The 23,448-nt window shown below is 66.4% G+C and carries 22 protein-coding genes; 9 read left to right on the top strand and 13 right to left on the bottom strand.

The features are described from left to right. Positions 1-149 precede the first annotated feature (149 nt). The gene (locus AC3WLC_RS11270) at positions 150-1,358 is read right to left on the bottom strand and encodes a M20 family metallopeptidase (RefSeq protein ID WP_493684012.1); all 1,209 of its coding nucleotides are present in this window, start codon (positions 1,356-1,358) and stop codon (positions 150-152) included. Positions 1,359-1,597: 239 nt separating this feature from the next. On the opposite strand from AC3WLC_RS11270, the gene AC3WLC_RS11265 reads away from it, so the two are divergent. Beyond that, the gene (locus AC3WLC_RS11265) at positions 1,598-3,064 is read left to right on the top strand and encodes a methyl-accepting chemotaxis protein (protein WP_493684011.1); all 1,467 of its coding nucleotides are present in this window, start codon (positions 1,598-1,600) and stop codon (positions 3,062-3,064) included. A gap of 34 nt (positions 3,065-3,098) precedes the next feature. On the opposite strand, the gene AC3WLC_RS11260 is transcribed toward AC3WLC_RS11265, so the two are convergent. Both AC3WLC_RS11260 and AC3WLC_RS11255 read right to left on the bottom strand, forming a co-directional pair. Next, the gene (locus tag AC3WLC_RS11260) at positions 3,099-4,289 is read right to left on the bottom strand and encodes a pyridoxal-phosphate-dependent aminotransferase family protein (protein WP_493684010.1); all 1,191 of its coding nucleotides are present in this window, start codon (positions 4,287-4,289) and stop codon (positions 3,099-3,101) included. 108 nt (positions 4,290-4,397) lie between these two features. Beyond that, complete coding sequence (locus tag AC3WLC_RS11255) at positions 4,398-5,030, bottom strand: LysE family translocator (RefSeq protein ID WP_493684009.1); 633 nt, start codon at positions 5,028-5,030, stop codon at positions 4,398-4,400. A 178-nt stretch (positions 5,031-5,208) separates the two neighbouring features. On the opposite strand from AC3WLC_RS11255, the gene AC3WLC_RS11250 reads away from it, so the two are divergent. Further along, the gene (locus tag AC3WLC_RS11250; RefSeq protein ID WP_493684007.1) at positions 5,209-5,724 is read left to right on the top strand and encodes a GNAT family acetyltransferase; all 516 of its coding nucleotides are present in this window, start codon (positions 5,209-5,211) and stop codon (positions 5,722-5,724) included. 123 nt (positions 5,725-5,847) lie between these two features. Here the strand turns inward: AC3WLC_RS11250 and AC3WLC_RS11245 are convergent, their stop codons facing one another. The 3 genes from AC3WLC_RS11245 to AC3WLC_RS11235 all read right to left on the bottom strand — a co-directional run bounded on the left by AC3WLC_RS11245 (position 5,848) and on the right by AC3WLC_RS11235 (position 8,658). Further along, positions 5,848-6,354 (bottom strand): DinB family protein, encoded by a 507-nt coding sequence (locus tag AC3WLC_RS11245; RefSeq protein ID WP_493684006.1) that lies wholly within the window; start codon positions 6,352-6,354, stop codon positions 5,848-5,850. A gap of 96 nt (positions 6,355-6,450) precedes the next feature. Then, positions 6,451-7,671, bottom strand: a complete 1,221-nt coding sequence (locus tag AC3WLC_RS11240) for an NAD(P)/FAD-dependent oxidoreductase (RefSeq protein ID WP_493684005.1) — start codon at positions 7,669-7,671, stop codon at positions 6,451-6,453. A gap of 72 nt (positions 7,672-7,743) precedes the next feature. After that, complete coding sequence (locus AC3WLC_RS11235; protein ID WP_493684004.1) at positions 7,744-8,658, bottom strand: LysR family transcriptional regulator; 915 nt, start codon at positions 8,656-8,658, stop codon at positions 7,744-7,746. A gap of 256 nt (positions 8,659-8,914) precedes the next feature. On the opposite strand from AC3WLC_RS11235, the gene amaB reads away from it, so the two are divergent. The 5 genes from amaB to AC3WLC_RS11210 all read left to right on the top strand — a co-directional run bounded on the left by amaB (position 8,915) and on the right by AC3WLC_RS11210 (position 15,231). Beyond that, on the top strand, positions 8,915-10,435 hold the full coding sequence (gene amaB, locus AC3WLC_RS11230) for an L-piperidine-6-carboxylate dehydrogenase (RefSeq protein ID WP_493684003.1): 1,521 nt from the start codon (positions 8,915-8,917) through the stop codon (positions 10,433-10,435). Positions 10,436-10,575: 140 nt separating this feature from the next. After that, a complete protein-coding gene (locus AC3WLC_RS11225) occupies positions 10,576-11,793 on the top strand; it encodes an acyl-CoA dehydrogenase (RefSeq protein WP_493684002.1) in 1,218 nt (405 codons plus the stop codon). Between the two features lie 15 nt (positions 11,794-11,808). Continuing rightward, entirely contained in the window at positions 11,809-12,381 is a 573-nt protein-coding gene (locus AC3WLC_RS11220; protein ID WP_493684000.1) for a 3'-5' exonuclease, read from the top strand. Then, a complete protein-coding gene (locus AC3WLC_RS11215; protein ID WP_493683999.1) occupies positions 12,378-13,562 on the top strand; it encodes a CaiB/BaiF CoA transferase family protein in 1,185 nt (394 codons plus the stop codon). Before AC3WLC_RS11220 ends, AC3WLC_RS11215 begins: the two co-directional genes overlap by 4 nt. Beyond that, the gene (locus AC3WLC_RS11210; protein WP_493683998.1) at positions 13,555-15,231 is read left to right on the top strand and encodes a thiamine pyrophosphate-binding protein; all 1,677 of its coding nucleotides are present in this window, start codon (positions 13,555-13,557) and stop codon (positions 15,229-15,231) included. The genes AC3WLC_RS11215 and AC3WLC_RS11210 overlap by 8 nt, the downstream gene beginning before the upstream one ends. Here AC3WLC_RS11210 and AC3WLC_RS11205 read toward each other — a convergent pair. Both AC3WLC_RS11205 and AC3WLC_RS11200 read right to left on the bottom strand, forming a co-directional pair. Further along, the gene (locus AC3WLC_RS11205; protein WP_493683997.1) at positions 15,216-15,770 is read right to left on the bottom strand and encodes a cytochrome b; all 555 of its coding nucleotides are present in this window, start codon (positions 15,768-15,770) and stop codon (positions 15,216-15,218) included. The two genes, AC3WLC_RS11210 and AC3WLC_RS11205, sit on opposite strands and share 16 nt — an antisense overlap. 38 nt (positions 15,771-15,808) lie before the next feature. Beyond that, positions 15,809-16,375: a YceI family protein gene (locus AC3WLC_RS11200; RefSeq protein ID WP_493683995.1), complete on the bottom strand. Its 567-nt coding sequence runs from the start codon at positions 16,373-16,375 to the stop codon at positions 15,809-15,811. A gap of 248 nt (positions 16,376-16,623) precedes the next feature. Between AC3WLC_RS11200 and AC3WLC_RS11195 the strand changes: the two genes are divergently transcribed. After that, complete coding sequence (locus AC3WLC_RS11195; RefSeq protein WP_493683994.1) at positions 16,624-17,136, top strand: hypothetical protein; 513 nt, start codon at positions 16,624-16,626, stop codon at positions 17,134-17,136. Here AC3WLC_RS11195 and AC3WLC_RS11190 read toward each other — a convergent pair. From AC3WLC_RS11190 to AC3WLC_RS11170, 5 genes are all read right to left on the bottom strand, one after another. Further along, complete coding sequence (locus tag AC3WLC_RS11190) at positions 17,130-17,846, bottom strand: SDR family NAD(P)-dependent oxidoreductase (protein ID WP_493683993.1); 717 nt, start codon at positions 17,844-17,846, stop codon at positions 17,130-17,132. The two genes, AC3WLC_RS11195 and AC3WLC_RS11190, sit on opposite strands and share 7 nt — an antisense overlap. Beyond that, complete coding sequence (tal, locus tag AC3WLC_RS11185) at positions 17,843-18,811, bottom strand: transaldolase (protein WP_493683992.1); 969 nt, start codon at positions 18,809-18,811, stop codon at positions 17,843-17,845. The genes AC3WLC_RS11190 and tal overlap by 4 nt, the downstream gene beginning before the upstream one ends. 128 nt (positions 18,812-18,939) lie before the next feature. Beyond that, positions 18,940-19,776 (bottom strand): carbohydrate ABC transporter permease, encoded by an 837-nt coding sequence (locus tag AC3WLC_RS11180; RefSeq protein WP_346363508.1) that lies wholly within the window; start codon positions 19,774-19,776, stop codon positions 18,940-18,942. Further along, positions 19,776-20,648 (bottom strand): carbohydrate ABC transporter permease, encoded by an 873-nt coding sequence (locus AC3WLC_RS11175; protein WP_493684543.1) that lies wholly within the window; start codon positions 20,646-20,648, stop codon positions 19,776-19,778. Before AC3WLC_RS11175 ends, AC3WLC_RS11180 begins: the two co-directional genes overlap by 1 nt. A 114-nt stretch (positions 20,649-20,762) precedes the next feature. Beyond that, complete coding sequence (locus tag AC3WLC_RS11170) at positions 20,763-22,133, bottom strand: ABC transporter substrate-binding protein (RefSeq protein WP_493684542.1); 1,371 nt, start codon at positions 22,131-22,133, stop codon at positions 20,763-20,765. Positions 22,134-22,441: 308 nt separating this feature from the next. On the opposite strand from AC3WLC_RS11170, the gene AC3WLC_RS11165 reads away from it, so the two are divergent. Next, positions 22,442-23,428, top strand: a complete 987-nt coding sequence (locus tag AC3WLC_RS11165; protein WP_493683991.1) for an ABC transporter substrate-binding protein — start codon at positions 22,442-22,444, stop codon at positions 23,426-23,428. Positions 23,429-23,448: the final 20 nt, after the last annotated feature.

Raw genomic sequence — 23,448 nt, 5'->3', positions numbered from 1 at the left:
GGGCGCCGCGCAAGCGGCGCCCTTTTCTATGCCGTCATTCTCGGCCGGAGCGCAGCGCAGAGCCGAGAATCTCGGGACGGAAAGGCGCCAAGCGGAGCCTCCTCCGGCCTGAGATATTCGGGTCAAGCCCGAGCATGACGCGCCTTACCTCACTCCATCCTCGCCGCCGTCCGCATCACCGCCAGCGCCAGGGTCTGCGCCGCCGGAACGATGCTCTCGACCTCGAGGAATTCGTCCGGCGTATGGGCCATGCCGCCGACCGGGCCGACGCTGCACAGAGTCGGGCAGCCCTGCGCCGCGGTGAAGCCGGAATCGGCGCAGCCGCCGGTGTACTCCGCGGTCACGGCGATGCCGAGGCCGGCCGCCGCCTCGCGATAGGTGTCGTAGAGCAGGAGCGAATCCGGCGTCTGCTCCAGCGGGACGAACTCACCCTTGATGATCAGCTTGGCCGAGGAACCTTCCACCACCGGCGTCTCTACGATCTCGCGGATCGCCTCGACCAGCTCGGCACGCTGCGCCGCCGTCTTGTAGCGCAGGTCGATCTCGCACCAGGCCGATGGCGCGACGGTGTTGACGGTCTGGCCGCCACCGATCAGCCCGACATTGACGGTGACGCCGGCGGCAAGATCGGTCAGCCCCTGCAAGCGCGGGATCTTGTGGCCGAGATCGACGATGGCGGAGACGCCCTTCTCGTAGTTCGCGCCGGAATGGGCCGCCTTGCCCAGGAACTCGGCGCGCATGAAGACGCCGCCCTTGCGGCCCGAGGTGATCGACTGCTTGTGGTCGCGGCCGTAATCCGTACCGGACGGCAACCGGCTCGGCTCGGCGTTGAAGACACAACGCGACTCGCGCGCCGCCGCCTCGATCACCGGGCGTGACGACGGCGAGGCGATCTCCTCGTCGCTGGTGGTCAGCATCATCAATGGCGCCTTGAGGCCGCCATTGGCGGCGAAGGCGGCGGCGACGAAGGCCTCGATCACGAGACCCGCCTTCATGTCGGCGACGCCCGGCCCATAAGCGCGACCGTCACGGATGGTGAAGGGCCGGCGAGTCGGCTCGCCCTCGGGGAAGACGGTGTCGCGGTGACCGAGCAGCAGGATCGGCCGCTGGTCGTTCGCGGTCGGGTTGGGCAGCCGCGCCTTGACCGCATCGCCATAGCGCGCATCCGGCACGATCTCGACGGAGAGCCCGTTCGCCTCATGGAAACGGGCCAGCACCTGCCCGGCCCGGTCGACGCCGGCCTTGTCGTAGGAGCCGGAATCGGTGTCGACCATCTCGCGCAGCAGATCGATCATCGCCTGCTTGCGCTCGCCGAGCCAGGCGAGGATGCGGGCTTCTTCCTGTGTCGTGTCGGTCATGTTGGGCTTCCGGCTGATGATGCGGCGATGAGCTTAGCCAAGCCGCGCGAGCGCCGATAGGAGAGGCACGCAAGCCCGGCAGACCTCCGGCGCGGCCCGGCCTGGACGGGGCGATTGCGGCCGGTATTGCCGGCTTGGTTAAGCGAAAATTCAGCCAGGCCAGGCAGGCTGCAGAGGGGGGATTGGCCTGCCGGCTTCCATCGGCCGTCCCAAATCGGACGCTCACAGGCTATCGGCGAATGCAGACAGATTCCGCCGCGACCTATCTGACGCAGCTACGGTTGCGCGTCGGCGAGGCGCTGACGCTGCTGCTCTGGCTTTGCGTGCCGGCCACGCTGCTGGCCACGTTCGCGTCCGGCACCGTCCAACATCTGCTCCCCCTGCTGACGACGGTCGGGCTGGCAGCCTTGGGGACCCTCGTCTGGCGGCGCGACCCGGCCGGGGTGGCAACGCAGCTCGTCCTTTCGCTGGGAGCGACCTGCAGCGCGCTCGCCTTCACTTATGCGCTCAAGGGAACCGAATGGCACGAAGCCGGCCACGCCGTGCTCCTGATCATGCTGACGCTCTCGGCCGGATGGTGCGCCTGGCAACCGCTCGTGGCGGTCACCATCGTCGCGCTCGGCCATGTCGCCATTCTCCACTCATCCCTGCCTCAAGCGGGCTTGGCGTTGCAGGACGATGCCCTCTTTTTCGCCTGCGTTCTCATCCAACTCGGCCTTCTGCTCTGGATCGTCCAGCAACAGAGCAGAACCCTCGCCGCCGCCGGAGACATGGCCAACGAGGCGCGCCGCGACGCCACCGCGCAGGCCGAGGAGCTGCATCAGGCGCAATTGCGCGACATGGAGCGCGAGGCGGCGCGCCGCAAGACGACGCAGGACATCGTCGCCGGCTTCAACACGCAGTTCGTCGCGACACTCGATACGGTCCTGCAGGATATCCGCGGCCTGAGGGGCCGCGCCGCCTCCCTGAACGAGATCGCCGACATCGCCAATGGCGAGGTCACCGCCGTGGCCTCGACCTCCGAGCAATCCTCGCGCAACGTCTCGGACGTTGCCACCGCGACGGAACAGCTCTCGACCGCGATCACGGCGATCGATCGCCAGCTCGGTACCTCACAGGCGCTGGTCGCCGAGATGAACGGCTGCGCTCGCACCACCGCCGGTTCGGTCGACGTGCTCGACCAGTCCGTGCAGCGCATCGACGGCATCGTCGCCCTGATCCGCGGCATCGCCGAGCAGACCAATCTCCTGGCGCTCAACGCCACGATCGAGGCGGCGCGCGCCGGAGATGCCGGCAAGGGCTTCGCCGTGGTCGCCGCCGAGGTGAAGAGCCTGTCGCACCAGACCGCGCTGGCGACGCAGGACATCGCCGGGCAGATCGCCGAGATCAAGCAGGCGACCTCCGGCGTGGTCGAGACGATCGCCAGGCTGACCGCCGGCATGGCCGACATGGACGAGCGGACGATCTCGATCGCGGCAGCCCTGGAGGAGCAGGGCCAGATGACCCATGTCATCAGTCGCAGCATCGCTGAAGTCGCGACCGGCACGGAATACCTGGCACAGACCACCAACAATATCCGCGGCTCGGCCAACCAGACCCATGAGGTCGCGAGCGCGGTGCTCGCCTCGACCACGGCGCTCGAAGGCAAGGCCGAAGAGCTCGAGAGCGCGGTTCACCAGTTCCTGCAGCGCGTCTCGGCGGCTTGAGACGGTATTTGAGCGATCCGCCCCGGCGGGGCGGCTAGGCCGCCACCTCGCGCGCATTGGCGCCGAGATAGGCGATGGCAGCGGCGACACCGCCATCGCCATGCGGGATGCCTTTCGCCTGCAGCGCCATCTCGACCGCGCTCAGGCTGCCCAGCACCATCGGCGCGTTGACATGGCCCATATGGGCGATGCGGAAGGCCTTGCCGGTGAGATCGCCGATGGCGAGGCCGAGCGTCACGCCGCAGACGTCCCGCGCATAGTCGGTGATTTCAGCCGGATCGCCGTCGACCAGGATGGTGGTGACCGACGGGGCGCGCTGCGACGGCTCGACAACATTGAAACTCAGGACCTGGCCTTCTGCCCATTTCGACATGGCAGCCTGCGTCGCAGCCGCCAGCAAGGCGTGGCGCCGCCAGACGGCTTCGAGGCCCTCGGTGAGGATCATGTCGAGCGCGGCGCGCAGGCCGAACATCAGATGCTCGGGCGGCGTGCCGCAATGCTTCATGTAGAGCAGCGGGTCCAGGCGCGCGGTCCAATCCCAATAGGGCGTGCGCATATTCGCCTGCCGGTGCGCATGCAGCGCCTTGCCGTTCGCCGCGGCGAAGGCGAGCCCGGGCGGTGTCATCAGCCCCTTCTGCGATGCGGACATCGCGACGTCGACACCGAAGTCGTCCATCTCGAACGGCATGCAGCCGAGCGCGGCGACGCCGTCGACCATGTACAGCGCCGGATGGCCGGCGGCATCGATGGCGCGGCGGATCGCTTGGATGTCGTTGACCACGCCCGAGGCGGTGTCGATCTGGACCGTCAGCACAGCCTTGATCGCGTGATCCCTGTCCTGCCGCAAGCGCGCTTCCACCGCTGCCGGATCGACAGCCGCGCGCCAGGACCCCGCGAGCACCTCGACATCCGCCCCCATGAAGCGGGCCATCTCGCCCCAGCCGATGGCGAAGCGGCCGCTGGCGAGCACCAGCACCTTGTCGCCGCGCGAGAGGACATTGGTCAGCGCCGCTTCCCAGCCGCCATGGCCGTTGGCGGCATAGAGGAAAGTCTCTCCCGTCGTGCGGAAGACCGCCTTGAGATCGTCCAGCAGGGTCTCGGTCAGGTCGACGATCGTCTTCGAGGCAAGCTCCTCGGCCGGGCGCATCATCGCCTGGAGGACGCGATCGGGAATATTGGTCGGGCCCGGCATTGCGAGCAGGACCCGGCCGTTGGCGATACTCATGAAAAACCCCTGCCCTGTGCACCGCGCCCGGCATCACCGGCTGTCCACGACCGAACTGCGCGATGCAAAAGCCCTGCTAAACGTGCAGAAATCGTTGCGGATTGCCGATCAGCGGCGCGCTTCGGCCGCCATGCGCACGGCAAAGCCGGCGAGCATCGTCGCCATCAGCCAGCGCTGCACCAGCGACCAGAACGGACGCGTGCGCAGGAAGATGGCGATGCCGCCGGCGGCGAAAGTGATCAGCGTGTTGACGCTGACCGAGACGATGATCTGGATGAAGCCAAGGATGATCGACTGCGCCAGCACGCTGCCCGCAGCCGGATCGATGAACTGCGGCAGCAGCGCCAGGTAGAACATCGCGATCTTCGGATTCAGCAGGCTGGTGAGGAAGCCCATCATGAAGAGCTTGCGCGGCCCGTCATGCTTGAGCTCGCGGACATGGAACGGCGAGCTGCCACCCGGCCGAACCGCCTGCCAGGCGAGCCAGAGCAGATAGGCGGCGCCGACCAGTCGCAGCGCGTCATAAGCGTACGGAACGGCGAAGAGCAGCGCCGTGATGCCGAAGGCAGCGCAGACAACATAGAAGACAAAGCCGAGCGCGATGCCGCCGAGCGAGATCAGGCCCGAGCCCGGCCCCTGCGAGATCGAGCGCGAGATCAGGTAGATCATGTTCGGCCCCGGCGTCAGCACCATGCCGAAGGCGAGCAGGATGAAGGCGATCAGGTTGCTCGTGTCGATCATGGCGCGCTCCGGCCGCAAGGTGCGCGACCATGGCATTGCCGGCGAAACGCCCGCAAGGCGTAAGCCCATGACGCCGCTGCATCGCCGCCATCCCGCGATGACGCCCCTGGCAGCAGGTGGCGGGAACGAGTCGCCGTCTGCCGGGTTCATGGCGCAGCACCACGGGGGGATTCGCGCGATGACCTTATTCAGCCGCCTGCTCTATTCCGGCATCGCGGGCGCCTTGCTGCTGGCTTCCGTCCTGCTGATGGCGGTCGCGGTCTCGCGCACCTTCACCGGCTTCCGAACCGGCGAAGGCGCGCTCGACACCATGCTCGACGGGATCGGTCTGGTGATCATCGCAGTCGCGGTCGCCGATGTCGGCAAGTTCCTGTTCGAGGAGGAGGTCATCGCCGACCGTGAATTGCGGCGGCCGGCGGAGGCACGCGGCTCGCTGACCAAGTTCATGACGATCATCATCGTCGCGCTCAGCCTGGAATCACTGGTGCTGATCACCAAGGCCGCGCGCGACAAGCCGGCCGACATCCTGTTCCCGTCCCTGCTGATGCTGGTCGCGGTGGCGGCGCTGGTCGGGCTCGGCCTGTTCCAGAAGTTGAGCCAGCATACGACGGCGGCGATCCCGGATGATGTCGGGGATGACGAGGATGAAGAAAAGGAACCACGGCCGCGGCGCAGAGTGAAAGCGGCAGAATGACCAAGACGCGTCATGCTCGGGCTTGACCCGAGCATTCCAGGCCGGAGGAGGTCCCGGTCAGCGCCTTCTCGTCATGAGATTCCCGGGTCTGCGCTTCGCTCCGCCCGGGAATGACGCGCCTTCTTATCCGCGCAGCTCCACCAGCATCAGGTCGGTATCATCCGGCTTCGCTCCCGCCGCCGTCAGCATGGCATGGACCTGACCGCGATGATGGGTCTGGTGGTTGAAAAAATGCATGACGAGGATCGGCGCCGGCATCGTCATCTGCTGACCGGTCAAGCTCGCGATCCAGGTCACATCCTGGGAGAGCCATTCCGGCGAGAGATCTTCTGCCCAACCCAGCATCGTCTTGTCGAAATCGCGACGTGCGGCCTTGAGCTCCTGCCAGTCCGCGATCATCGTCGAAGACTCGCGATTGGGCACGGCCGGCTTCGGCGTCCCTGCAAAGCGCGACAGCCAGGTCTGGTCGGCCCAGAGCAGATGGCAGAAGGTGCCGTGGATCGAGCGGAAGAAGGCGCCCCGGTCCTGCCGGCGCGCCTCGTCGGTGAGTGTGTCCGCCGCCTCGTAGAGGCTGCGGTTCTGCCAGCGGTTGTAGCGCGCCATGGTCGTGACATAGGCCGTGTCGATCATGACGCGCACTCCCACCAACGGTCATTCCCATCAGCCCTCATCCTGAGGAGCCGCCTTGGCGGCGTCTCGAAGGATGAGGGTTGGCAGGAGTTGATATCAGATGATGTTGGCCTCGCGCAGGGGCGTTCCGGCGACGATGCGCTCATGGCCGAGATCGGCGAGATCGAGCGTGAGGTAGCGGCCGTTGACGATGTGCTCGGCGAGGCCGCGGCCGACCGCCGGCGATTGCTGCAGGCCGTGGCCGGAGAAGCCGTTGGCGAGATAGAGATTGGGCACGCCGACGGCCGGGCCGAGGATGGCGTTGCCGTCGAGCCCGTTCATGTCATAGGGGCCGGCCCAGGCGCGGCCGGGCTTGATCGCCTCGAAAGCCGGGATGCGATGGGCGAGCGGCGCCCAGACATATTCCTCGAAGAAGGACCAGTCGACATCCTCGACATCGGCGTCGGTCTCGACCCATTCGCGATCGAGTTCCTCCGGCGGCGAGGAGCCGCAGATGAACATCTGGCCGTCGTTGCCGCGCTTGCCCTCGGGGCGGACATAGGCGCCGGAGGTGTCGATCAGCAGCGGGCAGTTGTCGACCTCGCCCTTGCAGGTGAAGCTGTAGACATAGCGCTTCATCGATTTGACGGGGATGGCGACGCCGGCGGTCGCGGCGAGCCTGGCGCCATGGGTGCCCGAGGCGTTGACTGCCGCAGCGCAGGCGATGCGGCTGCCATCAGCCAGCTCGACGCCGGTGACGCGGCCGCCTTCGACCACATAGCCAGTGACCTCGCCCTGGCGATATTCGACGCCGAGCGAACGCGCCTTCTTGCGGAAAGCCTGAAGCAGGGCCCAACCATCGAACCAGCCCTCGCCGCTGACGCCATAGGTGCCGCAGAGGAGATCCGAGGTGTTGAGCCAGCCGAATTTGCTGCGCAGCATTTCTGCAGCATAAAGCGCAACATCGGCACCTTCCTGCTGCTGAAGCCTTTGGTTTTGTTCGAGAACCTTACGCCCCTCATCGCCGGCGACGTAGAGATAGCCGCCCTCGTGCAGATCGATCGAGGGCGCCTCGCCGTCGACCGACAGGTGCTGGCCTATGTTGCGCAAAAACGCGATGCCGAAGAGCGAGACGCGGATGTTCACCGCGCTGGAGAACTGCTGGCGGATCGACGCGGCCGAGAGAGCCGAGGCCGAGAGCCGGTAGGTCGGGTCCTTCTCGACCACAATCACCTTGCCCCTGAAGCCAGGGTCGCTGGCAAGGTGATAGGCAACGGAGGAGCCGATCGCGGCGCCCCCGACGATGACGATGTCGGCCGAGGCTGAAGCGGAAGACATGAGTGACCTGCGCGAGCGATGGTTCGTGATCTCAGCGCATGAATGACGACTCAACCCGCGCTTGTCGAGAGGCTAGTTCATCCCCTCACATTCACCGACGAGCCAGTCGCGGAAGGCAACCACCGCCGGCAGGCTCGCCTTGGCCTCGGGGTAGACGAGGTAATAGCCTTCCGGGCCGCGCACCGGCCGATCGACCGGAATGACGAGCGCGCCCGAGCGCAATTCCTCCTCGACCAGGATGCGCGGGACGATGGCAACGCCGAGCCCCGCCACCGCCGCCTGTGCCACCATGGCGAACTGCTCGAAGCGCGGCCCCATCAGCGCCCGTTCCGGCGGCAGGCCCTGTTGCTCCAGCCAATTGGCCCAGGCCCGCGGCCGGGTCGATTGCTGCAGCAAGGGCTGGCGCAGCAGGTCGGCGGCCTCCTTGATCCCGGCCCGCGCCACCAGCGCCGGCGCCGCGACTGGGACGACCTCCTCGCCCATCAGGCGGTGCAACCGCGCGCCTGGCCAGACCGGAAGCCCGAAATGGATGGCGGCGTCGGCGGCATCATGGGCAAAGTCGAAAGGCACCAGCTTGGTCGAGAAATTGATGGTGACACCGGGATGCGCCTCGGTGAAGCGCGGCAAACGCGGGATCAGCCAGCGCGTGCCGAAGGTCGGCAGGATGGCGAGATGGAGCAGGCCGGCGCCGCCGCGGAAGGCCATGGCGGAAAGCGTCGCGGCTGCCAGTCGCGAGAGCCCGTCGCGCACCTCGGCGGCGTAGGCGCCGCCGGCCGGCGTCAGGCTGACGCGCTTCTTCACGCGCTCGAACAGCTTGAGGCCCAGATTCTGTTCCAGCAGCGCAATCTGGCGGCTGACGGCACCTTGCGTCAGGTTGAGCTCCTCGGCGGCGCGCGTGAAACTGCCATGGCGTGCCGCTGCCTCGAAGGCGGCGAGCGCCGAGAGCGAGGGCACCGAGAGGCGGCCGGGAACGATCTCCGAGATCATGATCTCAACTCATCAAGTCGTGAGAACATATCGATTGCGGAGAGCGACTGGAAGAGGGCATTGTCACGGCTGAATTGGTGGGTTTCCACTCACCGTCATCCCGGGCGACCGCAGGGAGGCCCGGGATCCATTCCAGAGCCTTTCCGATTGAGGCTCAAGCATGGATCCCGGATCTCCGCTTTGCTGCGTCCGGGATGACGACGGGTTTCAACAGCTCAGCGCGGATATCGCGCGGGCGACAGAAGACAGGCGAACCATGACGACCTCCCTTCCAAACGATGCCCTCGCCTTGCTGAAGCGCCTCGGTGTGGCCGACAGCGCCTATGCGGGCGCCGGCCTCAGCGCCCGCTCGCCGATCACCGGCGAGACCGTCGCGACGCTGCGCGAGACCTCGCCGGCGGAAGCGGAAGCCGCGATCGGCCGGGCCCAGTCCGCCTATCTCGCCTGGCGCAAGGTGCCGGCGCCGCGGCGCGGCGAGTTCGTCCGCCTGCTCGGCGAGGAGCTGCGCACCCACAAGGCCGATCTTGGCCTGCTGGTGACGCTGGAAGCCGGCAAGGTCACCTCTGAGGGCCTCGGCGAGGTCCAGGAGATGATCGACATCTGCGACTTCGCCGTCGGCCTGTCGCGCCAGCTTTACGGTCTCACCATCGCAACGGAGCGCCCGAACCATCGCATGATGGAGACCTGGCACCCGATCGGCGTGGTCGGTGTGATCTCGGCCTTCAACTTCCCGGTCGCGGTCTGGTCGTGGAATGCGGCGCTCGCCTTCGTCTGCGGCGACAGCGTCGTCTGGAAGCCGTCGGAAAAGACCCCGCTGACCGCGCTCGCCGTACAGGCGATCGTCGAGAAGACGATGAAGCGCTTCGGTCCCGAGGCCCCGGTCGGCCTCTCGGAAATCCTGATCGGCGGCCGCGAGCTCGGCGACATCCTGGTGCAGGATCATCGCGTCCCCGTCGTCTCCGCCACCGGCTCGACCCGGATGGGCAAGGAGGTCGGCCAGAAGCTCGCCGCCCGCTTCGCCCGCGCCATCCTGGAGCTCGGCGGCAACAACGCCGCGATCGTCGCCCCTTCCGCCGATCTCGACATCGCCCTGCGCGGCATCGCCTTCGCGGCGATGGGCACCGCCGGCCAGCGCTGCACTACTTTGCGCCGCCTGATCGTGCATGAGAGCGTCTACGACCAGCTCGTGCCGAAGCTCGCCAAGGTCTACGGCTCCGTGAAAATTGGCGATCCGCGCGAGGCCGGCATCCTAGTCGGCCCGCTGGTCGACGAGGCCGCCTATCAGGGCATGCAGAAAGCGCTGTCCGAGGCCAAGGCCGAGGGCGGCAAGGTGCATGGCGGCGAGAAGGTCGATGTCGGCTCCGGCGGCTTCTATGTCCGCCCCGCCCTGGTCGAGATGCCCAGCCAGTGCGGCCCGGTCGAGCGCGAGACCTTCGCGCCGATCCTCTATGTGATGAAGTACAAGTCGATCGAGGACGCGATCGCGATTCAGAACGCGGTCGGCGCCGGCCTGTCCTCCTCGATCTTCACGCTCAACATGCGCGAAGCCGAGCTGTTCGTCTCCGACGAGGGCTCGGATTGCGGCATTGCCAACGTCAATATCGGCCCGTCCGGCGCCGAGATCGGCGGCGCCTTCGGTGGTGAGAAGGAGACGGGCGGCGGCCGCGAGGCCGGCTCGGACGCCTGGAAGGCCTATATGCGCCGCTCCACCAACACACTGAACTACGGCACCACGCTGCCGCTGGCGCAGGGCGTCAGCTTCGACGTGGATGCGTGAGATTGTGAACTGAGGAACCACACCGTCATTGCGAGCGCAGCGAAGCAATCCAGGGGCGGCAGCGCTCCACGCCCCCCTGGATTGCTTCGTCGCTACGCTCCTCGCAATGACGGTGGGCAAGGAAAAACAGGGAGAGCACCATGGCCGAGGCCGCGCGCAAGACCGCCCATAGCCACAAGCTGGCGGAGTTCAACTGGGAAGACCCCTTCCTGATCGACGAGCAGCTCAGCGAGGATGAGCGGCTGATCCGCGACACGGCCCGCCAATACGCGCAGGAGAAACTGCAGCCACGCGTCGCCGAGGCCTATCTCGAGGAAAAGACCGAGCGCGGTATCTTCAACGAAATGGGCGAACTCGGCCTGCTCGGCGTGACCGTTCCTGAGGAATATGGTTGCGCCGGCGCCAACTACGTTTCCTACGGCCTCGTCGCCCGCGAGGTCGAGCGCGTCGACTCCGGCTACCGCTCGATGATGAGCGTGCAGTCCTCGCTGGTGATGTACCCGATCTACGCCTATGGCGACGAGAACCAGCGCAAGAAGTACCTGCCCAAGCTCGGTTCGGGCGAATGGGTCGGCTGCTTCGGCCTGACCGAGCCCGACGCCGGCTCCGATCCGGCCGGGATGAAGACCCGCGCCGAGAAGGTCGCCGACGGCTACAAGCTGACCGGCTCGAAGATGTGGATCTCGAACTCGCCGATCGCCGACGTCTTCGTCATCTGGGCGAAGTCGGCTGCGCATGACAACCAGATCCGCGGCTTCATCCTCGAAAAGGGTATGAAGGGTCTCTCCGCCCCGAAGATCGGCGGTAAGCTCTCGCTGCGTGCCTCGATCACCGGCGAAGTCGTCATGGACGGCGTGATCGTGCCGGAAGAGAACCTGCTGCCGAACGTCTCGGGCCTGAAGGGTCCGTTCGGCTGCCTCAACCGCGCCCGCTACGGCATCTCCTGGGGCGCGATGGGCGCCGCCGAAGACTGCTTCCACCGCGCCCGCCAATACGGGCTCGACCGCAAGCAGTTCAACAAGCCCCTCGCCCAGACGCAGCTCTTCCAGAAGAAGCTCGCCGACATGGTGACCGAAATCACGCTCGGCCTGCAGGGTTCGCTCCGGGTCGGCCGCCTGCTCGACGAAGGCAAGATGGCGCCGGAGATGATCTCCCTGGTGAAGCGCAACAATTGCGGCAAGGCGCTCGACATCGCCCGCGCAGCCCGCGACATGCACGGCGGCAACGGCATCTCGATCGAGTACCATGTCATGCGCCATGCGGCGAACCTCGAGACGGTCAACACCTATGAGGGCACGCACGACGTCCACGCGCTGATCCTCGGCCGGGCCGTCACCGGGCTGCAGGCGTTCTTCTGAGATATCCAACGCGTCATGCTGATCAACATCGTTGATGTCGAAGCGACCTGCTGGGAGGGGGAGCCCCCACCCGGCCAGGTCAACGAGATCATCGAGATCGGCATCTGCGTGCTGGATACGAAGACAGGGGCGATCACGCCGCCTCAATCGCTGAAGGTCCGTCCCGAGCTATCGCAGGTCAGCCCGTTCTGCACGGAGCTGACCGGCATCCGGGCCGATGATGTCTCTGACGGCCTGCTCTTCTCGGAAGCCTGCAGCAAGCTGGTGACCCAGTTCGACGTGGAAAACCGGATCTGGCTGTCCTGGGGCGACTACGATCGCAAGCAGTTCACACGCGATTGCGAGCACAAGCAGGTCGACTACCCCTTTGGGTCGGAGCACATCAACGGCAAGGCGCTGCATGCGCAGCTGACCGGACGCAGCAAGCAGATGGGGATGGCTCGCGCCTTGGAGGCCTACGGAATGCGCTTGGAAGGCCAGCATCATCGTGGTGCTGACGATGCACATAATATCGCGCGGATCGTGGCTCGGCTGATGGCCGATCATAGTCCGGCAATTCTTGGCGAGCGGAGCAGCGTAGCAGGATGACCCCTCCCCTCGCCGGCCTGCGCGTCCTTGAACTGGCGCGCATCCTCGCAGGCCCCTGGATCGGCCAGCTCCTTGCCGATCTCGGCGCCGATGTCGTCAAGGTCGAAGCGCCGGAGGGCGACGATACCCGCAAATGGGGGCCGCCCTTCGTCGAGGGCACGGGCGAGGAGCATCTCTCCGCCGCCTATTTCCACTCGGCCAATCGCGGCAAGCGCTCGATCACGGCCGATTTCCGCACCGAGGAAGGCCAGGCGCTGGTGCACCGCCTCGCGTCCCATGCCGATGTGGTGATCGAGAACTTCAAGGTCGGCGGGCTCGTCAAATACGGGCTCGATGCCGCCGCGATGCGCAAGGCCTATCCGCGGCTGATCTATTGCTCGGTCACCGGCTTCGGCCAGGACGGCCCTTATGCGCCACGCGCCGGCTACGACTTCCTGGTCCAGGGCATGGGCGGGCCGATGTCGGTCACCGGCGAGCCGCAGGGCGCGCCGATGAAGGCGGGTTATGCCGTCGCCGACATCTATACCGGCCTCTACGCCACGACCGGCATCCTCGCTGCGCTCCGCCGGCGTGATACGACAGGCGAAGGCGCTGTCCTCGACATGGCGTTGCTCGATGCCCAGGTCGCCGTGCTCGGCAACCAGGCGATGAACTATCTCACTTCCGGCAAGGCGCCGCAGCGCCTTGGCAACGCCCACCCAAACATCGTGCCCTATGACGTCTTCCCGGTGGCGGACGGGCACATCATCATCGCCACCGGCAATGACGGGCAGTGGCGCAAGCTCTGCGAGGTGGTAGGCGATGCCGGCTTCGCAGCCGAGCCCGACTATCTCGACAACCGCTCACGCGTCGCCAACCGCGTCGCCCTGACGGCGCGCCTCAATGCGCTGACCGGCCGTTTCGCCAAGCTCGACCTGCTGGCGAAGCTGGAGGCGGTCGGCGTGCCGGCCGGCCCGATCAACACGATCGAGGAGGTCTTCGCCGACCCGCAGGTCAAGGCCCGTGGTGTGCGCGTCGATCTGAAGAACCCGGCGGCCAAAGCCGGCTCGACCCCGACCGTCGCCTCGCCGATCGTGCTCGACGGCGTCAGGCAGGTCGCGAGCCGTCCGAGCCCGCGCCTCGGCGAGCATGCCGAGGACATCCTGAACGATCCGGCCTGGGGAGGGCCGCACAATGGTTGAGCGCACTGGCGGGCAGATCCTCGTCGACCAACTCCTGATCCATGGCGCGACCGACGCCTTCTGTGTGCCGGGCGAGAGCTATCTTGCCGTGCTCGATGCGTTGCACGACGCCGACATGAAGGTCACGATCTGCCGGGCCGAAGGCGGCGCGGCGATGATGGCGGAAGCCGCCGGCAAGCTGACCGGCAAGCCCGGCATCTGCTTCGTGACGCGCGGCCCCGGCGCGACCAACGCCTCGCCCGGCATCCATATCGCCGACCAGGATTCGACGCCGATGATCCTGTTCGTCGGCCAGATCGAACGCGGCATGCGCGAGCGCGAGGCCTTCCAGGAGCTCGACTACCGCGCCGTCTTCGGCACGATGACGAAATGGGCGACCGAGATAGACGATGCCGCGCGCATTCCCGAGATCATCAGCCGCGCCTTCCATGTCGCGACCGCCGGCCGGCCCGGCCCGGTGGTGATCGCGCTGCCGGAGGACGTGCTGACCGACCTCGCCGACGTGCCGGATGCGCAGCCCTATCAGGTCACCGAGACGCACCCTTCCCTGCTGCAGACGATCGACCTGCAGAAGCGGCTCTGGGCGGCGAAGGCGCCGATCGCCATCCTTGGCGGCTCGCGCTGGGACCCGCAGGCGATCGCACGCTTCCAGCGCTTCGCCGAGCGCTTCGACCTGCCGGTCGCGGTCTCGTTCCGCCGGCAGATGGTCTTCCCGGCCGATCATCCGAACTTCGCCGGGGATCTCGGCATTGGCCCCAATCCGAAGCTGCTGAAGCGCATCCAGGACAGCGACCTCGTGCTCCTGGTCGGCGGGCGCCTGTCGGAAATGCCGAGCCAGTCCTACACGCTGTTCGGCATTCCCAATCCCGGCCGGCCGCTGGTGCATGTCCACCCCGATGCGGAAGAGCTCGGCCGCGTCTACCGGCCGGAGCTGGCGATCAACGCCTCGCCGACCGCCTTCTGCGCGGCGCTCGAGACGGTGCATCCGCCGCAGGTGATCCCGTGGGCCGGCGCGGCGGCCCAAGCGCATGACGCCTATCTCGCCTGGAGCGAGCAGCCGGCGCCGGTGCCGGGCAAGTTCCATCCCGGCGAGATGGTGACCTGGCTGCGCCGCAACCTCCCGGCCGATGCGATCCTATGCAATGGCGCCGGCAATTACGCGACCTGGGTGCATCGCTTCCACCGCTTCACCAAGTTCGCGACGCAGTTGGCGCCGACCTCGGGCTCGATGGGCTATGGCGTGCCGGCGGCGATCGGCGCCAAGCGGCTCTTCCCTGACCGCACCGTGATCGCCTTCGCCGGCGATGGCTGCTTCCTGATGAACGGCCAGGATTTCGCGACGGCGGTGCAGTACGACCTGCCGGCGATCGTCATCGTCGTCGATAACGGCATGTACGGCACGATCCGCATGCACCAGGAGAAGCATTATCCCGGCCGCGTCTCGGCGACGATGCTGAAGAACCCCGACTTCGCCGCCTATGCCAAGGCCTTCGGCGGCCATGGTGAGCGGGTCGAGACGACCGAGGAGTTCGCGCCGGCCTTCGAACGCGCCGTCGCCAGCGGCAAGCCGGCGATCATCCATTGCCTGCTCGATCCCGAGGCGATCACCCCGGCGAAATCGCTCTCGACCATCCGCGCCGAGGCGCTGGAGGCTCAGGGCAAGGGCTGATCGCGACCGAACCAGATCCGGCGCATCAGCCCGTCCTTCAGCACGAACTGATGGAACAGGGCCGCGCCGGCATGGATCGCGGCGAGCACGGCCAGCGTGGTGAAGAGCGCCTCGTGCAGGCGCAGCATCGCCTCGTAGATCGCCTTGTCCGGGCCGATCGGGTGCGGCACGGCGATCCAGCCATAGAACAGCGTCGGGATCTGGATCGGCGCCGCCGAGACCATCAGCAGGCCGGTCAGCGGCAGCGCGAGCAGGCAGAGATAAAGCCCGGCCCGGACGCTTGCCGCGGCGAGCGCCTGCCAGGCCGGCAGGGCGAGCGACTGCGGCTCCGGCAAGGCCAGCCGCAACAGGAGGCGCAGGAAGACGAGCGCCGCGACCGTGAGCCCGATGGATTTGTGCCATTGGTAGAGCGGAAAGCGGCTGATCAGGTCGCGCGTCTCGTCGCGCATCAGCCGCGCCAGCCCGAACTGCACGAGGATCAGCGCCAGCGTCAGCCAGTGCAGCACGATGATCAGGGGATGCCAGCGTCTCGGGCGCATCGCAAATCCGAGCCCTCTCCTGCGAGGACGAGCGCCGCTCAGCGGAGAATCTCGCCGCGGATCGCCAGATCGACCTGATCGTCTACAACGTTGACGTCGCGCCCGATGGCGAAGGCGTTGCGCGAGAAAGCTGTGGTCGCACGGAAGGGAAGCCGCTCGCCGGGCCGCAACTCCGCCGGGTCGCGCTCGGCGATCGCGCTGACGTTCACCGCTTGCGTGGTACCGCGGATCGTCAGCCGGCCGCGGATCGCGAGGCTGCGACCGTCGATGCGGCTGACCTGTTCGGAGACGAAGCTCGCCGTTGGGTGGTGGCCGACATCGAGCATGCTCTCGCCCTTGATGAAGCCGTCGACCAAAGCGGTGCCGGTGTGAAGCGAGACTGTTTCTATCGTCATCCTGATGCGGCTGCGCTCGGGATGCTCGAAATCGAGCGCAACGGCGCCGTCGACACGATCGAAGATGCCCGAGGCCGTCGGCACGCCGAAGCGCCTGGCGGTGAAGGAGACTTCGCCCGATCCCTGCCGAAGCGCGCCTGAGGGCTCGGCCGCCGCCCCTGTCGCAAGGGTGGCGGATAGCAGCAGCGCGAGGAGAGAGCGGATCGCCATGACAGCCGGCCCAGCCTGCGTGGACGAGACCGGATGCCTACACCCGCGCCGCCACACCCGCCAGAGCACGCGCGCAATCGTGTACGCAGCCGCCGGCATGTGGCCCGGCGCAATGGTGATGCAACGGAGCGATCGAACTTTCCTGGCCGTGCCTCGTTTGAGAGGAGCGGCGCCTGCTCCGATCGATTGCGGCACTGACGCGAACAAGCGCGACGCAACCGGGCAGTGCACGAACAGGAGGTTCGACCATGACACGACGGATGATCCTGGCGATCGGCCTTGCCGGCAGCTTCGGCCTCGCCATGGCGCCGCAGGCACAGGCTGCGGGCTTCCTCGACGATCTCACCCGGGCGATCTTCGGCAATCCGACCCCGCCCGCCGCGGTCGGCATTCCGGACGGACCGGCCATCAAGCCGAAGCCCAGCAAGCTCCGACAGGCCAGCACGAAGCCGGCGGAGCCCGCGGTCAAGCTCGATGCGGCCAGCGACAGCTATTGGTATCTGCGCGATCCGACGCTGCGGAAGGGCGACATCGTCGTGACCAGCCGTGGAATTGTCGTCTTCGACGGACAACGCTCCTCGGAGCATGCGAGCAGCGCGTTCACAGCGCTGGAAGACACCAAGCGGCTGCCGAAGGCCCAACAGCAGACGTTGGAAGCGGCCGCGGCACGCGGACGGGCCTATTTCACGCCGTCAGCCACCGCGCCGGTCATTCCTGCGATGACCAAGGTCGATCCCAACGCCACCGCGCAGGCTCAGTAGGTCGCGCGGCCACCCGAGAGATCGAAGACGGCGCCGGTCGAGAAGCTGCATTTCTCGCTGGCGAGCCAGGCGACCAGCTCCGCCAGTTCGTCGACCTTGCCGAGCCGCTTCAGCGGGCTCTTGCCGATCATGACCGCAACCGTTTCGGCGCTCATCTGCTGCAGCAATTCAGTCTCGATCGCCGCCGGCGCCACGGCGTTGACCAGTACGCCGCTGCCGGCGAGTTCCTTACCATGCGCCTTGGTCAACGCGATCACGCCGGCCTTGGCGGCGCTGTAGGCCGAGAGTGTCGGCGTGCCTTCCTTGCCGGCCAGCGAGGCTATGTTGACGATGCGGCCATAGCCGCGCGGCACCATCGCGGCTGCGACCGTGCGCGAGCAAAGGAAAGTGCCGGTCAGGTTGACCGCCTGAATCGTCTGCCATTGCGCCAATGGCGTCTCGGCAACCGTGGTCGAGGGACCGGTCAGCCCGGCATTGTTAACGAGCACCGCGACCGGTCCGTGCTCACGTTCGGTTCGTTCGAGCGCGGCGGCGACCTGCGCCTCGTCGGTGACGTCGCAGGCGACGAAGGCGTGACCGCCCTCGCCCTCCTTGAGATCCCAGACGACCGGGAGGAAGCCATCGGCGGCAAGCCGTTCGCAGACGGCGCGACCGATGCCCTTGGCGCCGCCGGTGACGACGGCGACCTTCAGCGAAGCCGCCGGGCTCACGCCGCCTTGGCCTCGTCGAGCTTGGCGGCGACGAGCTTGCGCAGGCTGCGCAGATCCTTGACGAAGCCGCGAATGCCCTCGCCGAGTTTTTCCGTCGCCATGGCGTCTTCGTTCATGGCGAAGCGGAAGGCCTTCTCGTCAAGATCGAGCTTGGCCGGAGCCTTGCCTGATGTCTCCGGCGAGAGCTTGCGCGGGAGATCGCCGGTCGCCGCCGCGAGCTCGTCGAGCAGGCCGGGGCCGATCGTCAGCCGGTCGCAGCCGGCGAGCGCCTCGATCTCGCCGGTGTTGCGGAAAGAAGCGCCCATCACCACCGTGTCGATGCCATAGGCCTTGTAATAGCTGTAGATGCCGTGGACCGAGACGACGCCGGGATCGGTCTCAGGCGTATAGGGGCCGCCGCCGGCCTTGACGTGCCAGTCGAGAATGCGGCCGACGAAGGGCGAGATCAGGAAGGCTTTGGCATCGGCCGCCGCGACCGCCTGCGGCAAGGCGAAGAGCAGGGTCAGATTGCAGTCGATACCCTCGGCCTGAAGGACGCGAGCAGCCTGGATGCCCTCCCAGGTCGAGGCGATCTTGATCAGGATGCGCTCGCGCCCGACGCCGCGCTCCTTATAGGCGGCGATGATGGCGCGCGCCTTGGCGATCGTCGCCTCGGTATCGAAGGAGAGATCGGCATCGACCTCGGTCGAGACCCGGCCGGGGACGATCTTGGTCAACTCGGTGCCGAAGGTGACGGCCAGCCGGTCACAGACCGCCTCGACCGCGCCCGCACCACCCTGGCGCTTACCCCAGGCAATCGCCTCCTCGACGAGACCGGCATAGGCCGGCGTCTCCACCGCCTTGAGCAGCAGCGTCGGATTGGTGGTGCAATCGACGGGCTTCAGCCGGCGCACGGCCTCGATGTCGCCGGTGTCGGCGACCACGGTGGTCATGGCGCGGAGCTGGTCTAGCTTTGAGGCGGTCATCACGTCATCCGTAAGGGTTGTCATCGATCCTGCCGCCAATATGAGGCCTGCCGACCGTCATTGCGAGCGAAAGCGAAGCAACCCGGCTCTGCATCAGCTCTCGCCGGGTCGCCTCGCCGATGCCGTCGTCAGCTCTTCACGGCGCCCGCGGTCAGGCCAGAGACCATGTTCTTGCGGAAGCCGTAATAGATCACCGCCGGCGGGATGGCGTAGATCAGACCGGCCGTCATCAAGAGGTTCCAGGGCGCATCGTCGGCCGAGAGGAAGAGGCCGAGGCCGACGGCGAGCGGCACCGCCTTCTCGCTGGAGAGCAGCAGAAAGGCGTAGAGATACTCGTTCCAGGCCAGCAGCAGCGCATAGATGCCGATCACCACCATGGAAGGCTTCATCAGCGGCAGGTAGACCAGCCGGAAGAGCTGCAGCGAGTTGGCGCCGTCCATGATCGCGGCCTCGTCGAGCTCCTTGGGCAGCTTGTCGGACGCCTGCTTCAGCACCCAGATCGCATAGGGCGAAGCCAGCGCCACCATGGCGAGGATCAGCGCGACGCGGGTGTTGAGCAAGCCGAAGGTGCCCATCGCCTTGTACATCGGGATGGCGAGGAAGGCGGCGGGGATCAGATAGGTCGCCAGGGCGAAGTTCATGATCGAGCGGCCGCCCGGCGCCTTCAGCCGCGAGATGGCGAAGGCGGCGCAGGTCGCGATGAACAGCGTGATCAGCCCGGTCGCGATCGCGATGAGGAAGCTGTTGAACAGCTGCACCCAGAAATTCGTCAGGTAGTAGTGCTGCTGGTTGAAGACGATCTGGAAGTTCTGCAGCGTCGGCTTCTCCGGCCAGAGCTTGCCGGCGAGCATCGATTCCTGCGTAGAGATCGACAACACGAAGAGGTGGTAGATCGGCAGCAGCGTCCAGATCAGCACGGGAATGGCGATCAGGATCAGCTTGCCCTCGTCGAGAACCTTTTTCATCACTCGGCTCCCTTCGAGAGGCGCTTCACCATGAACCAGACCATGGGCAGGATCAGCGGCATGGCGCAGATGATCGAGGCGATGCCGAGGTCGAGATTGTTGTTGCGCATATAGCGGATGCCGAGCGTCGCCAGCACATGGTTGAGGTCGCCCGGGCCGCCGCCGGTGAGCAGGTAGACGCTGTTGAAGTCGCCGAGCGTCCAGATCATCGAGAGCAGCGTCGAGGTGACATAGAGCGTCGCCAAAGACGGCCAGGTGATGAAGCGGAACTGCTGCCATTTGTTGGCGCCGTCGACGCTGGCGGCCTCATAAAGGTCGGCTGCGATGGCGAGGCGGCCGGTGACGAGGATCAGCGTCCAGAACGGCAGCGACTTCCAGATATGGACGACGATCGAGGAGGCGAAGGCCAGCTTCGGGTCGGTCAGCCAGCCCGGCCCCTCGACGATGCCGAACCACTGGAAGAGCTGCTGGTTGATCATGCCGTTCTCAGGGTTGAGCATGATCCGGAAGGACAGGATGGTTGGGATCGACGGCACCGCCCAGGGCAGGATGAACAGCACCAGGATGATGCGGACCCAGGCGCGCTGCTGGACGAAGAAGCCCGACAGCATCATCGCGATGATGAACTTCAGGTTCACCGCGATGAACAGGAAGACGACGGTGTTGACCATCGTGCGGATGAAGATCGGGTCGGCGAAGAGCGCCTTGTAGGACTGCCAGTTGAGGCCGAGCCAGAGGCCGTAGGCGACGGGATAGACCACCATCACCGCGAAGACGAGGAGATAGGGCGCGAGCATCAGCACGCCCCAGAGCACGCGGTCGCGCGCCTGCCCGGAGGTGGCATCGGCTGAAACGGTTGCGGGGGGTGCCATCGCCGTGGTGGTCATCGTGTTCTCCCTCGATACGCCCGGCAGCGAAGATGGGCCGGCATCCCGCGGCGCGAGCGCCGCGGGATGCCGTATTCATCAGCTTGCGTCAGACCGGCGTCAGCCGGCGATCTGCTTGATGCGGGCGATCATCTCGTCGACCGCCTGCTCGGGCGAGATCTTGTCCTGGACGACGCGGTTGACCGCCTTGGCCCAGACGTTCTCGGCGTTCACCGTGGTGAACTTGTAGTTGTAGACGAACTGGAACGGCACGGTGCCGTCCGTGTACTGCTTGTAGACGATCTTGCGGTGCGGATCGGCGCCCGTCCAGAACTCGGCCTTGGCGGCCTCGATCGTGGTCGGGAACCAGCGGCCGACCGAGCCCTCGACGAAGGGACGCAGGTTCTCATCCTTCATCATGAAGGCCATGAACTCCTTGCCCCGCTTCTTGTTCTTGCCGTCGGCGAAGACGACGGCGGTCTTGACCGCGGCGAGGTTGGTCATCGGCGAGCCGTCCGGCTTGTTCGGGAACTCGGCCGTGCGGATGTTGTCGTAATAGTTCTTCTTGGCCTGGTCGCGCTGTTCCTGCGTCAGGGCCTGGTTGTTCATGTCGTCGAGGTGCTTGGCCGCGATCGAGATCGTGGCGTTGTGGGTCAGCACCGTCGTGCGGTTGTGGAAGGCGACGTTGTTGTCGGGGTCGAGCCAGTTCACCGAGGAAGGCGGCGTGCAGCCGCGCTGGGCGATATTGGAATAGTCCTTCACCGCCTTGACCATCGCCGCCTTGTTGGCCGGCTCGTCGAGCACGATCTTGCCGTTCTCGTCGACGACCTTGGCGTTGAAGGCGTTGGCGAAGGTCAGGAAGGAATAGAAGGTGTCCGAGGCGGCGACGCCCATCGGATGGCCGACGGCGTAGATGCGCTTGCCTTTGGCGCGCAGCGCGCCCTGGACTTTGTCGCACCAGAAGTCCCAGTAGCCGTCCCAGCCCTTTGGGATGTCGCTTTCCTTGAAGCCGGCCTCTTCCAGCATGTCCTTCCAGTAGGTGATGTGCATCATCTGCTGCTGGACCGGGAAGGCGTAGTAGGCCTTCTTCTTGGTCTTGTCGTTCATCAGGAAGGTCGTCGCCAGCGCCTGCGGCTGGATCTGATCCTTGATCGGCGTCAGCACGTCGCTGACGTCCTCGAGCTTGCCCTCGAAGGCCCACTGCCCGGTGGTGCGGAAATCATAGGTGGTGCAGAAGCCGACATCGGGCGGCGTGCCCGCCTGGACGGCGCCGACCGACTTGGTGACGCAGTCCTCGGTGGCATAGAGGGAGAGGTCGACCTTGACGCCCGTCGCCTTCTGGAACTTGTCTACGACGGCGAGCAACGCATCGTCCTCGCCTTTGTAGAAGCCCTTGGTGAACCAGACCGTCACCGTCTCCTGGGCGAGCGCCGCTCCGGACCAGCCGGCGGCGATGGCGGCCAAGGCTGCGCCGGCAGCCAGAGAGCGCACGGATTTCATGGCATCCTCCCATTTCAAACGTTTAAATTGAGCTTTTTTGCTCGCTCCTCATAAACACTAGTCGATGAGCCATGCAACTCACAAGCGGCTGGGTTGCACGATTTTCATGCGACGTTCGAGCGGAGGCTTCCTCCGCCCCGTCCGCCAGACCTGTATGAATCGGCTTTGACGGCGCAGCTCGGCCGCGTCAAAGAGGACGGCGTCACGGATGTGTCATGAGTGCAGCTTACCCCGCGCTGCACAATCCATATCCTGATGTTCGCGCGATCTCGCCGCGCGGCAGACCAGCGGAGTTTCATATGCGCGCCCTTGCTGCCACCGCCGCCCTCGCGCTCGGCCTGGCCCTCCCGGCTCTCAATGCTGCCGGCGCCGTCGAAGGCAAGCTGGTGCTCTACACCAGCCAACCCAACACCGACGCCCAGCAGACGATCGACGCCTTCAAGGCAAAATACCCCAAGGTCGAGATCAGCTTCGTGCGCGACGGCACGCCGCGCGTGATGGCCAAGCTCCGGGCCGAGATCGAGGCCGGTGCGCCGCAGGCCGACGTGCTGCTGATCGCCGACGCCGTGACCATGGAAGGCCTGAAGACGGAAGGCCGCCTGCTCGCCCATGACAAGGCCGACGTCTCGGCCTTCCCGGCCGGCGTGCACGATCCCGAGAAGATGTGGTTCGCGACCAAGCTGATCACCACCGGCATCGTCTACAACAGCAAGGCGGCACTGAAGCCGGAGAGCTGGCTCGACCTCGCCAAGCCCGAGGCCAAGGGCCAGCTTGCCATGCCGAGCCCGCTGAACTCGGGCGCTGCGATGATCCACACGATCACGCTGACCGGCAACCTGCCCGGCGGCTGGAGCTTCTACGAGAAGCTGAAGGAGAACGGCACGCTCGCCGCCGGCGCCAATGGCGACATCCTGCGCCAGGTCGCCACCGGCGAGAAGCTCTACGGCATGATCGTCGACTTCATGCCGATCCGCGAGAAGGCCAAGGGCGCGCCGGTCGAGTTCGTCTTTCCGAAGGAAGGTGTCTCGGCGGTGAGCGAGCCGGTCGCGATCCTGAAGAGCAGCAAGAACCCGGAGGCTGCCAAGGCTTTCGTCGACTTCCTGATCTCCAAGGACGGCCAGGAACTGGCGCTGAAGCAGGGCTATGTCTCGGCCCATCCGGACGTCGCCCTGCCGGCCGGCTACCCCGCCCGCGGCGCGATCAAGCTGATGCCGTTCGACGCCGCCAAGGCGCTGGCCGACGAGCCGGCCGCCCGCAAGCGCTTCAGCGCGATCTTCGAAGGCTGAGCCCGGACAAGATCCAGTCT

Source organism: Allobosea sp. GW821-FHT03A12 (assembly GCF_058986765.1).
This window is presented reverse-complemented; position numbering and strand designations above follow the sequence as displayed.

What these genes read in the sequence shown, in the direction of transcription:
- amaB (WP_493684003.1), top strand. Translation starts at nt 8,915, where the DNA reads ATGACGACCTCCCTTCCAAACGATGCCCTCGCCTTGCTGAAGCGCCTC.
- AC3WLC_RS11200 (WP_493683995.1), bottom strand. Translation starts at nt 16,375, where the DNA reads ATGGCGATCCGCTCTCTCCTCGCGCTGCTGCTATCCGCCACCCTTGCG.
- AC3WLC_RS11205 (WP_493683997.1), bottom strand. Translation starts at nt 15,770, where the DNA reads ATGCGCCCGAGACGCTGGCATCCCCTGATCATCGTGCTGCACTGGCTG.
- AC3WLC_RS11270 (WP_493684012.1), bottom strand. Translation starts at nt 1,358, where the DNA reads ATGACCGACACGACACAGGAAGAAGCCCGCATCCTCGCCTGGCTCGGC.
- AC3WLC_RS11175 (WP_493684543.1), bottom strand. Translation starts at nt 20,648, where the DNA reads ATGGCACCCCCCGCAACCGTTTCAGCCGATGCCACCTCCGGGCAGGCG.
- tal (WP_493683992.1), bottom strand. Translation starts at nt 18,811, where the DNA reads ATGACCGCCTCAAAGCTAGACCAGCTCCGCGCCATGACCACCGTGGTC.
- AC3WLC_RS11180 (WP_346363508.1), bottom strand. Translation starts at nt 19,776, where the DNA reads ATGAAAAAGGTTCTCGACGAGGGCAAGCTGATCCTGATCGCCATTCCC.
- AC3WLC_RS11225 (WP_493684002.1), top strand. Translation starts at nt 10,576, where the DNA reads ATGGCCGAGGCCGCGCGCAAGACCGCCCATAGCCACAAGCTGGCGGAG.
- AC3WLC_RS11250 (WP_493684007.1), top strand. Translation starts at nt 5,209, where the DNA reads ATGACCTTATTCAGCCGCCTGCTCTATTCCGGCATCGCGGGCGCCTTG.
- AC3WLC_RS11210 (WP_493683998.1), top strand. Translation starts at nt 13,555, where the DNA reads ATGGTTGAGCGCACTGGCGGGCAGATCCTCGTCGACCAACTCCTGATC.
- AC3WLC_RS11165 (WP_493683991.1), top strand. Translation starts at nt 22,442, where the DNA reads ATGCGCGCCCTTGCTGCCACCGCCGCCCTCGCGCTCGGCCTGGCCCTC.
- AC3WLC_RS11245 (WP_493684006.1), bottom strand. Translation starts at nt 6,354, where the DNA reads ATGATCGACACGGCCTATGTCACGACCATGGCGCGCTACAACCGCTGG.
- AC3WLC_RS11215 (WP_493683999.1), top strand. Translation starts at nt 12,378, where the DNA reads ATGACCCCTCCCCTCGCCGGCCTGCGCGTCCTTGAACTGGCGCGCATC.
- AC3WLC_RS11260 (WP_493684010.1), bottom strand. Translation starts at nt 4,289, where the DNA reads ATGAGTATCGCCAACGGCCGGGTCCTGCTCGCAATGCCGGGCCCGACC.
- AC3WLC_RS11265 (WP_493684011.1), top strand. Translation starts at nt 1,598, where the DNA reads ATGCAGACAGATTCCGCCGCGACCTATCTGACGCAGCTACGGTTGCGC.
- AC3WLC_RS11195 (WP_493683994.1), top strand. Translation starts at nt 16,624, where the DNA reads ATGACACGACGGATGATCCTGGCGATCGGCCTTGCCGGCAGCTTCGGC.
- AC3WLC_RS11220 (WP_493684000.1), top strand. Translation starts at nt 11,809, where the DNA reads ATGCTGATCAACATCGTTGATGTCGAAGCGACCTGCTGGGAGGGGGAG.
- AC3WLC_RS11255 (WP_493684009.1), bottom strand. Translation starts at nt 5,030, where the DNA reads ATGATCGACACGAGCAACCTGATCGCCTTCATCCTGCTCGCCTTCGGC.
- AC3WLC_RS11235 (WP_493684004.1), bottom strand. Translation starts at nt 8,658, where the DNA reads ATGATCTCGGAGATCGTTCCCGGCCGCCTCTCGGTGCCCTCGCTCTCG.
- AC3WLC_RS11240 (WP_493684005.1), bottom strand. Translation starts at nt 7,671, where the DNA reads ATGTCTTCCGCTTCAGCCTCGGCCGACATCGTCATCGTCGGGGGCGCC.